Genomic DNA, 12,346 nt, shown 5'->3' on the forward strand with positions numbered 1-12,346 from the left:
CCTTTGCCAACGCTGTGAACTCGTCAAAATTTCTGTTTTTTCTCCTCTACCTTCACGCCCCGCGTCGGCAGACCGGTGTCATAGTCGCGCACGACCGGCGAGTAGCCATCCTGCGGACGCGGGCGGAAAGCGCCCATCCAGCGCGGCTGGGCATCCGGCCGCCACGGACGCAGGCTCCATTGATAGGTGCGGAACGGGTCGCGGATTTTATCCATATAGTCCAGCAGCGCATCGTGCATCCGGTAGCGAACGTCGGCGAATTCATGGACATCGATCAGATTATGTAGCTCATCCTGGTCATTTTTCCGATCATACAGTTCATCACTGGTAAACAGATTGAGTACCAGTTTGTACTCATCCGTCACCCAGCATCGCACCGGAATAAAACCGCCAAAGCTGTCGTGTTCGATTTCATAGCGATTGAACTCGACCATCACGCCACGCGGCGTTTCAGCATCGAGAATATTTTCTCCCGGCAGGATATCCGGCTTATCGATGCCCGCCAGCGCCATCATCGTCGGCAGCAGGTCGATATGGCTGACCGGTGTGTCGACCTGCGCGGATTTGCCCTGCGGCGGGCGCATAATCAACGGGATACGGGTAATGTCGTCATACATCGCCGCGCCTTTGCTGATGAGCTTATGCGCGCCCATCATCTCACCGTGATCGGAGGTGTATATCACCCAGGTATTATCCCGCTGTTCCGGGGTTAAGGCATCGATCACCCGACCAATCTGGTCATCAACAAAGTCGTTGCAGGCAAAGTAGAGCGGATGATGATAGCGCCCATCCTCGCCTACCGGTGAGAGCATCGCCTGCGACCATAGCCGATGGTGTTCCGGTTTATTGCTCAACGAATCATGAGCCTTCGGCCCGAGGTCGTAATAAAAGTCCTGATACTTCTCCAGATACTCCACCGGGCAGGTAAACGGATGGTGCGGCTCGTCATAGGACACCACCATCAGGAACGGCTCGTCGGCGCGCGCGGGTTGATGCAGGAAGTCTACCGCCCGATTGCTGATGCGGTGCGCCCAGGTAAAGGTTTCGTCGATACCGTGTCGCTGTAAATCTTCAACCGAGTTCAGGCCATTGCGCCACAGGCTGATCTCCTCCTTGGTCAGCTCCGCGAGGTAATTTGCGCCGTCGAACCAGTAGTCAGCGTCCCACTCCGGCGGGCACTCGCCGGTACCAAAGTAGTCGTGACCATCCAGATGCCACTTGCCGATATAGCAGGTGCGGTAACCTGCATCCTTAAAGTAGCGCCCCATGGTAGAGATGTTTTTTCCCGGCGCGATGTTATTGGTCCACGGGCCGGACTGGTTGGCGTAGATTCCGGTAAACAGTCCGGCACGCGCCGGAGTGCATACCGGCGAGCAGGTATAGGCGGAATTAAAGCGGATACCTTCGGCGGCCAGACGATCAATATTATGGGTGTTCAGCGGTTTACCGCTGTAGCAGCCCACCATATTGGTCGCCTGGGTATCGGTCATAATAAACAGGAAATTGGGACGACTCATGATTTTTCCTTAACGTCGATAGCATAGGAAGCTGGAGCGGAGCGGCGTTCCCGCCAGCTGCTGTAAATCAGATAGATAACGACCGCTGCGGTAATGGCGTAGCTCACCGCCGCCAGCCAGCGAGTGCCGTAGCCGCCAAATTCGGCGAGGCCCGCGTAAACGCCGATCATCGCGAACAAGATCCCCACCGAAGCAATTTTCACGTGCCGGTACGGCTGCATATCAACGGCAAACGCATCATGGAATTTAAACGGCGTCGCCCGCGGCTTAATGACGCCGATAACCAGCATGACTACCACGTTGATGCAGAACGTGCAGGCAAGCACGTAGAGGAAATGGAAATCGAACTTCACCAGGTAGTTAATCGTGATGTAGCTAACAATCCCCAGCCCCATCGCCACTTTGGCGGCGATCGCCGGGATACGCGGAAAGAAGAAGCCCATAATGATGATGGTTACCAGCGGCACGTTATAAATACCGTTGAGCTGCTTCATCCAGCTATACAGTCCCTGCGGCGCATTGGCGATCCACGGCGCGACAATCACCGATATCACCGCAATAAAAAGGCCAAATTTCCGCCCAATGCGCACCAGCTGTTCCGGCTGTGCGTTTTGATTAATGATGCGCCGGTAAATCCCCATGCTGAACAGGGTACTGGCGCTGTTTAAAAAACCGTTAAAGGTGCTAATAACCGCGCCAAACAGTACCGCGCCGAAGAACCCAACTAACGGGAGCGGCATCACCTTATTGACCAGCGTCGGATAGGCCATATCCGCGCTCGGCAGATCCTGGTAGAGGTGAAAGGCAATTAAACCGGGAAGAACCAGAATCAACGGATCGAGCATCTTGAGAACTGCCGTCAGCAGCGCCCCTTTCTGCCCCTCCGCCAGGCTTTTTGACGCCAGGGTTCGCTGAACTATCCCCTGATTAGTACACCAGTAGAAGGTGTTCACCAGAATCAGGCCGGTAAACGCCGCGCCAATCGGTAAGGGGTCAGTGCTGCCGCCAATGGAGTTCAGCTTCTCCGCATGTACCGTCGTCAGCTGCTCTATGCCCTGTAAAAAGCTCCCCTTCCCCATCGCCATCAGGCCAAAAATCGGTACCATCAGACCGCCAATCACCAGGCCAATTCCGTTAATGGAATCAGCGATTGCCATTGCGCGCATACCGCCGATCACCGCGTATAAAATCCCGGCCAGACCGAGCAAAATGACCAGTAACCAGATGGCGGCGCCCTGGGTCAGCCCCAGCGACTCACCGATATGAAACAGGCTATTTAGCGCCAGCGCGCCGGAGTAAAGCACGATGGGTAAAAAGCAGATACCGGTGGCGATAAGAAAGCAGAAGTCGATAATAATGCGGGTCGTTTTATCGTACCGCTCTTCCAGAAAGTCCGGGATGGTGGCGATACCGCGCTGCAAATAACGGGGAAGAAAGATCAGCGCCAGGAAGATTAGCGTCACCGCCGATGTCACTTCCCAGCCCATGACCGACATGCCGCTTTTGTAAGCCTGGCCCGATAATCCTACCAGCTGTTCGGTCGATAAGTTGGTTAACATCAGCGAGGCGGCGATGACTGGCGCTTTCAGCGAACGGCCGGCAAGAAAATAGCCCTGCTGCGAACCGGTATCCGCTTTTCTTACCTTGAACCAGGTAATGATAGCCACCAGCAATGTAAAACCGACAAAGCTCAAAATTTGTATAGTATTCATCTTTAAGCCCTTATTTGTCATTATATCCCGGCGCTATTAGGTACAAAGGTATAGCGTTTTATCCAGGTAAGGCGATGATTTATATAAAACGAGATGTAATGTATCCCTGCAAGGCTATTTCTTGCTAAATTCACCTCATCAGGTTGCAGGCATCATTGGCCGATGGGAAATTAAAATGAATGGAAAAATACAAATTTCGCATGTAAAAAACGAAACTACGTATAACATTCCGTTAGTTCTGGAAGAAAATGTGATCTCAAGCGGGATTTCCCTGCTCTCGCTGTGGCATACCCTGGCCGATGAAAGCTACCGGGTTAGCTGGCCGCGCGATAAAAAGAAACCGCTTATCGCCAACTCGTGGGTGGCGATATATACACTCCAGGGGTGCGGGAAAATATATCTTAAAGACCATACTGAAATAACGTTAAACGGTAACTGCGTCATATTTCTAAAACCCATAGAGATCAAATCCTATCACTGCGCCGGATTGGTCTGGGAACAATACTGGATGGAATTTATTCCTACTACGCTGATGCCTATTCCGGTATTACAAATCGGCACTATTTATCACGCCGATATTTTTAATAAGGAACTCAATGAAGTGGCCTTACTGATTGCTGACCGCGATCCGCTAAAGAATAACCTGGCCGTAGCCTACCTCACGAAAATCATTTATCAATGGATTTGCCTGATTGCCGAAAATGGCAACAAAGATCGTCAACTGCAAAAGCTGGAGAATCTTATTGCCGCTCTACACGCTAATCCGCAAAAACGCTGGAGCGTAGCCGATATGGCTGATGCTATGCAGTGCAGCGAACCGTGGCTGCGGCGCCTCTTTTTGCGTTATACCGGCAAAACGCCAAAGGAGTATTACCTTAACGCCCAGCTTGAGCTGGCGCAGTCGCTATTAAAGCAGGAGGGGAATACGGTGGGTAAGGTGGCGGAAATGCTGAACTTCTTTGACTCCTTTCATTTTAGCAAGGCGTTTAAACGCCGGTTCGGCTATGCGCCCTCAGCGGTGTTAAAAATGAATGACCGGCACCCCATGGATGCCGGTCAGCAGGATTAATGCAGTTCCGGCCAGTACTCTTTGTTGGCCGCGATCAGGTCATCAAGAATCGCTTTGGCGACCGATGCGCTCGGTACGGTTTTCGACAGTGCGATGGCCTGCCACAGCTTATGGTACGAGCGCTGTTCCCAGGCATCCACCACCAGTTTTTCCACCGCGACCTGCTGGCTCATCATCCCTTTCTGGAAGTGCGGAATATCGCCAACCGTCAGCGGCTCCGGTCCGTTGTGGCCCACCAGGCACGGAATTTCCACCATCGCATCGGCGTCAAAGTTATGAATCGCGCCGTTGTTCGGCACAATCAGCAGCATCCGTTCCTGGGTATTAAAGGCAATCGCCGCCGCCAGATCGACGATGTAGGAAGCGTGTTCGTCAATTTCCAGATCGCCGGCGGAGGATTTACCCGCCTCAATAATTGCCCGACAGGCGCTAAAGACGTTTTTCTCACGATGATCCATCACCTCATTGGCGCGGGTGCGTTCCGGGTTGGAGTGCGCCACCACATAGTCCGGGAACAGATAATACTTGAGATAGGTATTCGGCATCGTATCAGGATCCAACGCCTGCACGTCTTTCGCCTTGGCGAAAGTGTCGTTCCAGCTGGCTTCGGTATGCGGATCGTTTGATGGCGGCACATAGCCGAATTTCGCGACATGTTCGCGCAGTTTCGGCATCAGATCGTTGCCCTGCAAATCTTCAATCGAGGTCCACCAGCCGAAGTGGTTCAGCCCGTAGTAGCGCACGCGCATCTGTTTACGGTCCTTAAGGCCGACGATTTGCGCCATCCGACCTTCAATACCGATCGGCATATCACAGATGTTGAGAATTTTAGCGTTCGGACGCAGGCGGCGGGTCGCTTCCGCCACAATGGCCGCCGGGTTGGAGTAGTTCAGCATCCAGGCGTTTGGTGAATATTTTTCCATATAGTCCACCAGTTCCAGGACGCCGCCAATGGAGCGCATACCGTAGGCGATCCCGCCTGGGCCGCAGGTTTCCTGGCCCAGAACGCCGTGGCGCAGCGGAATTTTTTCATCTTTTTCACGCATCGGGTATTTGCCCACGCGGATATGCGCCATCACGAAATCGACGTCGGTAAACGCCGCCTGCGGGTCGGTGGTGTAGCTGAACTCGATCTCCGGGGCCTGCTCTTTGAGAATGACTTTGCACGCCTCGGCGATGGTCTCCTGACGCGCGCCGTCGTTGTCGTAAAATTTCAGCGACCGCAGCGGGAAGCGATCCTGGTTCGCTAACAGCATCAGCACGATGCCCGGGGTGAAGGTACTACCGCCGCCTGCGATAACAACTGAGAATTTTTTCATGATACTGCCTCCGTCATGGTGGTTTGTTCGGTCTGTAGAGAATCTTTTATCAGGGTTTCCAGCTGGTCGCGGACCTGAGGAACGTGCAGGCCGACGATGACCTGAATTGCATTGCCGCGGCGGACTACGCCGTGGGCGCCCAGCGCTTTAAAGACGTCGTCGCTTTGGGTCTTCGCCATATCGACCAGCGCAATGCGCAGCCGGGTGGCGCAGTTATTGATGCTTTCGATATTGCCCGCTCCGCCCAGCGCCTGCAGGAAGCCGGCGGCCTGGCCCAGTTTGGTGTCCGCAGCTCCGGCGGCGCTGGTTTTACCGCGTGCGGCCTGGTAATCCGCTTTGCTGTAGAGCTTAATTTCACTCTCTTCACGGCCCGGCGTTTTGAGGTTCAGGCGCAGAATCAACGTGCGGAAAATGACGAAGTAGAGTGCGGTGAAGCACACGCCAACGCCAATCTGGATAAACATCATCGACGCGTGGTTGTGGAACATCGGGATCCAGTTTTGCGGCAGGAACTGGTCGAGCAGGCCGCCGCCAAAGTTGCCTACCACGCCGCAGATATACATCACCGTCGCCATAGTGGCCGCCAGCACCGCATGGACGGCAAACAGCAGCGGCGAGATAAACAGGAAGGTGAACTCTAACGGCTCGGTTATTCCCACCAGTACGGCGGTTAAGGTGGCAGGAATCAGCAGACCGGCGACTTTCACGCGGTTTTCCGGTGCTGCGGTGTAGTAGAGCGCCAGCGCGATACCCACGGAACCAAAGACCTTCGAGTTACCGTGCAGCGCGAATCCGCCTTCCGGGAACAGGGTTTTCAGCGCCTCGGAACTCTGGCTGAACTCATGTAAATGCTGCGCCCAGTAAACCTGAATACCGCTTTCCACTACCGCCGGGCCGAAAATAAACGGTCCATAGACGAAGTGATGTAAACCGGTCGGGATCAGGATACGTTCAAGGAAGATATAGACCCAGACGCCCAGTGCTCCGGCGGAGCGTAAAAAGGCCTGCAGCGATTCAATGCCCATCTGCACCTTTGGCCAGCCAAGCAGGGTCAGCCAGGCGCAGGGGATCATTGCCAGGAAGGCAACAATGACCACAAACGAGGAGCCCTGGAAAATCCCCAGAAACACCGGCAGCGGTTTATCGAAATAGCGGTTATGCAGGGCGGTCACCAGCCCGGAAATGACGATCGCGCCGATAATGCTGGTATCAAGCGTTTTAATCCCGGCCATCATCGTCAGGCCGCTGCCTGCCGTTGGCTCAACGGAAAAGTCGACGCCGAAGAAGTGGCCCCAGGTCATCCCCATGGCGTTGATAAAGTAGTTCCAGGTAAGGAAGCTAACCAGCACCGCCAGGCAGGCCCGGCCCTGGGCCTGTTTCGCCAGGCCGATCGGTAGACCGACGGCGAAAATCAGCGGCATATTACGAAAGACGGTCCAGCCGCCCTCTTCAATAATGTGAACGATCTGAGCAAATAAACTGTCGGGTGCTGTGAGCGCTTCGCCGACGAACATCGGGTTGCGCAACATAATGGCGATACCCACCACGATCCCGGCGAAAGGAAAGAGTAAAACCGGGGTAAACATGGCGCCGCCAAAGCGTTGTATTTGACTGAGCATTTGAAAATCCTCATGTAACAACTCATAGGGTGAGTGGCCTTATTCATACCCGCCATGCTTCACCTGCCGCGGTGAATTATTCAGGGTAACTATTTGTACTGGCCTGAGATGAGAATAGAAATTTGCCCCTCCAACAACATGCGGCGCCGTTGCGATTCGTGATCGCTTTCATGGTTTTAATTGCGTCAATGTTGTCTACTTTTTAAGTAAAAATTAGACATTATGAATTGCGCTGTTTAAGTCGCTATAACGAATACTCTTTATCCCCATGTATTAACTGTATTTTTATAGTGGATAATTCATGCACTATCGTTTTCAACTGAATGAATAGAGGTCTACAGGTGATCTACAAATCCATCGCCGACAGACTACGTCTGCGGCTGAACTCCTCCGATTTCGAGGTCGGCAGCCCGCTTCCCGGCGAAAAAAAGCTGGCGGAAGAGTTTGGCGTCGCGCGCATGACCATCCGCAAGGCGATAGATCTGCTGGTCGCCTGGGGGCTGGTGGTGCGTCGACACGGCTCCGGCACCTACGTCGCCCGTAAAGACCTGCATCATGAAACCAGCAATCTGACCGGTCTGGCCGAGGTGCTGCGCAAGCAGGGTAAAGAGGTGGTCAGCCGGGTATTGGTTTTTGAGGTGATGCCCGCCCCCCCGGCTATCGCCAGCCTGCTGCGGATACAAATTGATGAACGGATCTACTTCTCGCGCCGGGTGCGCTATGTCGATGGCAAGCCGCTAATGCTGGAAGACAGCTATATGCCGGTGAAGCTGTTTCGCAATCTATCGCTGGTGCATCTGGAAGGGTCGAAGTTTGATTACATCGAGAAGGAGTGTGGAATAACCATTAGCGGTAACTATGAAACGCTGTCGCCGGTGCTGGCGGACAGGCAGCTGGCGCAGTCGATGAACGTGCCGGAACAGACGCCGCTGCTGCGTATAACCTCTCTTTCCTACAGCGACAGCGGCGAGTTTCTTAACTACTCGGTGATGTTCCGTAACGCCAGCGAGTATCAGGTGGACTACCACCTGCGGCGTGTCCAGGCGGAGAATCCGTTAACCTATCCCCCAGAACAGCACCGCCAGTAGCTGCGGCGTAATAATACGTAAGAACATGACCAGCGGATAAACGGTCGCGTAAGAGAGCGCCGCCGCGCCGCTGGTGGCATGCAGGTTGTTGGCAAAGGCCAGCGCGGGCGGATCGGTCATTGAACCGGCCAGCATGCCGCATAGGGTCAGGTAGTTCATCTTCGCCAGCATCCGCGCCAGAATACCGACAGCCAGCAGTGGGATAGCGGTGATAAAGATGCCGTAGACAATCCAGCTCATGCCGTCACCTTCAATCAGCGTCGCCACAAAGTCGCCGCCGGATTTCAGCCCAACCACCGCCAGGAACAGCACAATACCCAGCTCGCGCAGCGCGAGGTTGGCGCTGGGCGGCATAAACCAGTACAGCTTACCGATGCTGCCGATACGCCCGAGGATCAGCGCCATTATCAGCGGCCCTCCGGCCAGACCCAGCTTCAACGCCGCCGGGAACCCCGGAATAAACAGCGGAATAGAGCCCAGCAGCACGCCTAAGCCAATGCCGATGAATACCGGCAACATCTGCACCTGCTGCAGTTTTTGCTGGGCGTTGCCAAGCTCAGCGGCCACCGCGTCAATCGCCTCCGGACGGCCGACCAGGTTGAGAATATCACCGAACTGCAGGCTAGCATGGCTGCTGGCCACCAGTTCAACCCCGGCGCGATTGAGGCGCGAAATCACCACGTCGTAGCGCTGTTTAAAGTGCAGATCGCGAATTCTTTTACCTAACACTTTTTCGTTAGTGACCACCACGCGCTCGACTTTCAGATCGGTGCCGCGCGTGGAGAGCGAAGTGGAAACCTCCTTGCCAATCACCAGCTGGGCATTGTGTAAATCCTCCGGTCGCCCGACCAGGTGCAGCAGGTCCCCAAGCTGAATCAGGGTATTCGGCGCGGGCACCATTAGCATCTCCTCACGCTTGAGGCGCGAGCAGATCAGCTTGTCGCTGTTTAGCATCGGCACATCCTGAATCGCCATATTGTTCAGGTTCGGGTTTTCGACCCGCACGTTGATGGTCTGGAGATGCGCATGGCCGTTGCCGCTGATCTCGTCAAACTGCTGGGCTTCTTTCTCGACGTTGATGCGGAAAAACAGTCGCACCAGCCACATGGTCAGCAAAATGCCGCAGATGCCAAACGGATAGGCCATGGCGTAGCTCATCCCCATCTGATCGACGGTATCAAGCGGTACGCCAAGGTCGCGCAGGATCTGCTGCCCGGCGCCCAGCGCAGGCGTGTTGGTTACCGCGCCGGAGAAGATACCGAGCACCACGGGAAGAGGGATATCGAACAGTTTATACAGGACCGCGGTGACCAGGCCGCCGAGAATGACGATCAGAATGGCGAAGAGGTTCAGCCGCAGGCCGGAGACGCGCAGCGAGGCGAAGAAGCCCGGCCCAACCTGGATACCGATGGTATACACAAAGAGAATCAGGCCGAATTCCTGAATAAAGTGCAGCATTGGGCTACTGAGCGTAATGCCCGCCTGGTCCACAAAGTGGCCGACGATGATGCCGCCAAACAGCACGCCTCCGATACCGAAGCCGACACCGCGCACTTTTACATTGCCGATCCACAATCCGACGACCGCCACCAGCGCCAATACGCTAACGGTCAATGCTATATCACTCATCGTCTCTTCCCTGTGTATAACATTACTCACAATGAGGATTATGACCGGTACTCACCAGGCTGTATGCCGCCTGGCGCACAATAATCACGGGATCAGGTTTACGACTCAGGGGAACATTTCTTTTTCGCGGCGATTTTTAGCTGCTGAATACTTTTCTCCGGGGAAGGAAGCGCTTCCGGCATCGTGCCGCCAAGTTCTTTGATAGTCTGGCGTACTTTTTGTACCTACTTCATAATGGGTTTGATTGGCCAACTGCTTCGTATCAACCTCATCACGGCGTAGTTTTTCTTCCGTTTGAGTAGCGCGAAACAGGTTGTCTGCAAGTTCAGTAGACCCCATATGGTCGAGAATTTTTTGGCTTTTCTTCAGCTTCTTACGCTCGTGAATCGCTTTTTGATCCAGTCCGCCATAAAGGCCTTTATAGCCATGGTTCTGGAAGATGGCAAAATCCAGCGTTGTCTCCACGCCTGCCTGTTGGGCCGTTTCAACCAGATGTTTATTATGTTCAGTAAGCTCATTGCGCAGAAACAGTCGCTTTTCATCCTCTCGTAGTGATTTAAACGTTTGATCGTCTTCCAGCTCCTGGCGACGAGTTTGCAAAGCAAAGTAGGTTTGCCCTGCGGCAATCACCGGTTTCGATGGATCGCCATTTTGCACAACCAGATAGCAGGCATAGCGTGAGAGCTTAATATCCTTAAGTTCTCTTTGCGCTCCCGAACCTGTCTTGACCATAGCGAGGATCTCTTCGAAATGGTCGCTAATAGCATGACCACTATTCGCACAGGCTTCAGTTGCCTTAATTATCACGGGATTAAAGTGTCGATATTCCGAGTATTCAAGCAGTTTTGCTAACGCCCGGGCAGACCAGTACTCTCTTCCCGCCTCATCCCTATTTTTAATCGCTTCAAACGGCTACTGTTCGTTCATTACATATCCTTTGTTTCAGTGAGCCTATAAAACCTGATTATTTTTTAAACTGAAACATCTATTGCAGCAAGGGGATTTAATGCGCTCTCGCGCACAAAAAAGCCCCGAAAATCGGGGCCTTATGGGTGGTTAGCTTAATTAGCTATCTAACGCGGGGCGCTCGCTGATGGCGATGCGCTGCGGTGCGATCTGTTCCGGCTCGTTACGGGTCAGATCGATATGCAGCAGGCCGTTGGTAAAGGTAGCCCCGGAGACTTCCATATTTTCGGCAAGCGTAAAGCTCAGGCTAAAGGCCTGGTTAACCAACCCCTGGTGCAGCCATTTGGTCTCTTTTTCCGGCTGCTGCGGCGCGCCTTTTACCGTCAGGCGCGTGCCTTCAAGCTGGATATCCAAATCTTCCTGACGGAAACCGGCCAGCGCAAGGGTAATGCGATAGTGGTTGTCGTCGCTTTTTTCGATGTTATAAGGCGGGAAGGTCTGGCTTTCACCGGCGGTTTGCAGCGCGTTGGCCAGTTTGTCAAAACCGATCCATTGACGCAGCAGCGGGGATAAATCGTAGTTACGCATTGTGTTTCTCCTTCTAAGAAGCGAGTGGATAGCTGCAAATCCTGCGGATTCGCATTTGCCCCCTGACGGCAGGCAGATTTTTACATTAATACCGGGCCGCGTTGGCGGCCCGAGGAAATTAGTTGATCTCGATACGGCGCGGTTTATTCGCTTCGGGAATCACTCGCTCGAGGTCGATATACAGCAGGCCGTTTACCAGGTTGGCGCCGCGAATATGGATATTTTCCGCCAGCTGGAATTTACGCTCAAAATTGCGTTCAGCGATGCCCTGATAAAGATAAGTACGCTCTTTCTGTTCGGCGGCATGGGCGCCTTTCACGATAAGCAGATTATCCTGAGCGGTAATTTCCAGTTCGCTCTCGGCAAAACCGGCCACGGCAATCGCGATGCGGTAGTTGTTCTCGTCTACTAACTCAACGTTGTACGGAGGGTAGCCGCCATTACTCTGGCTTTGATTATTTTCTAACAGATTGAAAAGGCGGTCGAAACCAATAGCAGAACGATACAGCGGGGAGAGATCGAAATTACGCATAATACATAGCTCCTGAAATCAGCGAGAATTATCAGACCTTCCATCATGGACAGGTCGTTATTAAGCGGAATACCCATTCGGCGTATTCTCTGAGTGATACATTCCTAAAATGGGTATATCCATGCCCTTTTCAAGGTGAAGAGGGCAATTTTTTTTGCAGTTTGCGGTCTATTGCTTAGACTGGAGTGACAGCACAAAAGGCAAAGTGCGACGCCTGCCACAGTGCGGCGCAATCGCACTATGCATCCATGGAATGGCCCGATATAACCGATATGTACGCCATTCTTCAGACCGCGCCATTACCGGCGGCGCTCTGAATTTTTTGTACATTGAAGGTTCTATCAACGCCCGTAACGATGACGGAAAA

9 protein-coding genes, 1 pseudogene and 1 other annotated feature are annotated in these 12,346 nt (G+C 53.6%); of the genes and pseudogenes, 2 read left to right on the plus strand and 8 right to left on the minus strand.

Features of this window, described 5'->3' with window-relative positions; all coding sequences use genetic code 11:
• Positions 1-23: 23 nt before the first annotated feature.
• The gene (locus IYV58_RS27145; RefSeq protein ID WP_142447096.1) at positions 24-1,517 is read right to left on the minus strand and encodes a sulfatase-like hydrolase/transferase; all 1,494 of its coding nucleotides are present in this window, start codon (positions 1,515-1,517) and stop codon (positions 24-26) included.
• A complete protein-coding gene (locus tag IYV58_RS27150; protein WP_004126885.1) occupies positions 1,514-3,229 on the minus strand; it encodes a solute:sodium symporter family transporter in 1,716 nt (571 codons plus the stop codon). Before IYV58_RS27150 ends, IYV58_RS27145 begins: the two co-directional genes overlap by 4 nt.
• 175 nt (positions 3,230-3,404) lie before the next feature.
• Here IYV58_RS27150 and IYV58_RS27155 point away from each other — a divergent pair, with 175 nt between their 5' ends.
• The gene (locus IYV58_RS27155; protein ID WP_004126900.1) at positions 3,405-4,298 is read left to right on the plus strand and encodes a helix-turn-helix transcriptional regulator; all 894 of its coding nucleotides are present in this window, start codon (positions 3,405-3,407) and stop codon (positions 4,296-4,298) included.
• Here the strand turns inward: IYV58_RS27155 and IYV58_RS27160 are convergent.
• Both IYV58_RS27160 and IYV58_RS27165 read right to left on the minus strand, forming a co-directional pair.
• Complete coding sequence (locus tag IYV58_RS27160) at positions 4,295-5,617, minus strand: 6-phospho-alpha-glucosidase (protein ID WP_004126903.1); 1,323 nt, start codon at positions 5,615-5,617, stop codon at positions 4,295-4,297. The two genes, IYV58_RS27155 and IYV58_RS27160, sit on opposite strands and share 4 nt — an antisense overlap.
• Positions 5,614-7,236, minus strand: coding sequence for an alpha-glucoside-specific PTS transporter subunit IIBC (locus tag IYV58_RS27165; RefSeq protein ID WP_004126906.1), 1,623 nt, complete (start codon positions 7,234-7,236; stop codon positions 5,614-5,616). Before IYV58_RS27165 ends, IYV58_RS27160 begins: the two co-directional genes overlap by 4 nt.
• A gap of 341 nt (positions 7,237-7,577) precedes the next feature.
• On the opposite strand from IYV58_RS27165, the gene IYV58_RS27170 reads away from it, so the two are divergent.
• Positions 7,578-8,324 carry a GntR family transcriptional regulator gene (locus tag IYV58_RS27170; RefSeq protein WP_004126909.1) on the plus strand — a complete coding sequence of 249 codons (747 nt, stop codon included), beginning with the start codon at positions 7,578-7,580 and terminating at the stop codon, positions 8,322-8,324.
• Here IYV58_RS27170 and IYV58_RS27175 read toward each other — a convergent pair.
• The 4 genes and pseudogenes from IYV58_RS27175 to ibpA all read right to left on the minus strand — a co-directional run bounded on the left by IYV58_RS27175 (position 8,292) and on the right by ibpA (position 11,979).
• Complete coding sequence (locus tag IYV58_RS27175; RefSeq protein ID WP_195729350.1) at positions 8,292-9,953, minus strand: putative transporter; 1,662 nt, start codon at positions 9,951-9,953, stop codon at positions 8,292-8,294. The genes IYV58_RS27170 and IYV58_RS27175 overlap by 33 nt on opposite strands.
• A gap of 98 nt (positions 9,954-10,051) precedes the next feature.
• Positions 10,052-10,853 (minus strand): annotated as a pseudogene (gene dinD, locus IYV58_RS27180) (DNA damage-inducible protein D).
• 165 nt (positions 10,854-11,018) lie between these two features.
• A complete protein-coding gene (ibpB, locus tag IYV58_RS27185) occupies positions 11,019-11,447 on the minus strand; it encodes a small heat shock chaperone IbpB (RefSeq protein WP_004126915.1) in 429 nt (142 codons plus the stop codon).
• Positions 11,448-11,565: 118 nt separating this feature from the next.
• The gene (gene ibpA / locus IYV58_RS27190) at positions 11,566-11,979 is read right to left on the minus strand and encodes a small heat shock chaperone IbpA (protein ID WP_004126917.1); all 414 of its coding nucleotides are present in this window, start codon (positions 11,977-11,979) and stop codon (positions 11,566-11,568) included.
• Positions 11,973-12,048: a sequence feature (ROSE (Repression Of Heat Shock gene Expression) occurs in the 5'-region of heat shock genes and acts as an RNA thermometer to modulate expression.), on the minus strand. It overlaps the preceding gene by 7 nt.
• Between the last annotated feature and the right edge of the window lie 298 nt (positions 12,049-12,346).

Origin of the sequence: Klebsiella sp. BDA134-6 (genome assembly GCF_015601345.1) — a bacterium.
In the GTDB taxonomy this organism is placed as follows: Bacteria; Pseudomonadota; Gammaproteobacteria; order Enterobacterales; family Enterobacteriaceae; genus Klebsiella; species Klebsiella grimontii.

Excerpts from the sequence above, each read along its gene's own strand:
- IYV58_RS27145 (WP_142447096.1), bottom strand. The coding sequence starts at position 1,517 with ATGAGTCGTCCCAATTTCCTGTTTATTATGACCGATACCCAGGCGACC.
- IYV58_RS27150 (WP_004126885.1), bottom strand. The coding sequence starts at position 3,229 with ATGAATACTATACAAATTTTGAGCTTTGTCGGTTTTACATTGCTGGTG.
- IYV58_RS27155 (WP_004126900.1), top strand. The coding sequence starts at position 3,405 with ATGAATGGAAAAATACAAATTTCGCATGTAAAAAACGAAACTACGTAT.
- IYV58_RS27160 (WP_004126903.1), bottom strand. The coding sequence starts at position 5,617 with ATGAAAAAATTCTCAGTTGTTATCGCAGGCGGCGGTAGTACCTTCACC.
- IYV58_RS27165 (WP_004126906.1), bottom strand. The coding sequence starts at position 7,236 with ATGCTCAGTCAAATACAACGCTTTGGCGGCGCCATGTTTACCCCGGTT.
- IYV58_RS27175 (WP_195729350.1), bottom strand. The coding sequence starts at position 9,953 with ATGAGTGATATAGCATTGACCGTTAGCGTATTGGCGCTGGTGGCGGTC.
- ibpB (WP_004126915.1), bottom strand. The coding sequence starts at position 11,447 with ATGCGTAACTACGATTTATCCCCGCTGCTGCGTCAATGGATCGGTTTT.
- ibpA (WP_004126917.1), bottom strand. The coding sequence starts at position 11,979 with ATGCGTAATTTCGATCTCTCCCCGCTGTATCGTTCTGCTATTGGTTTC.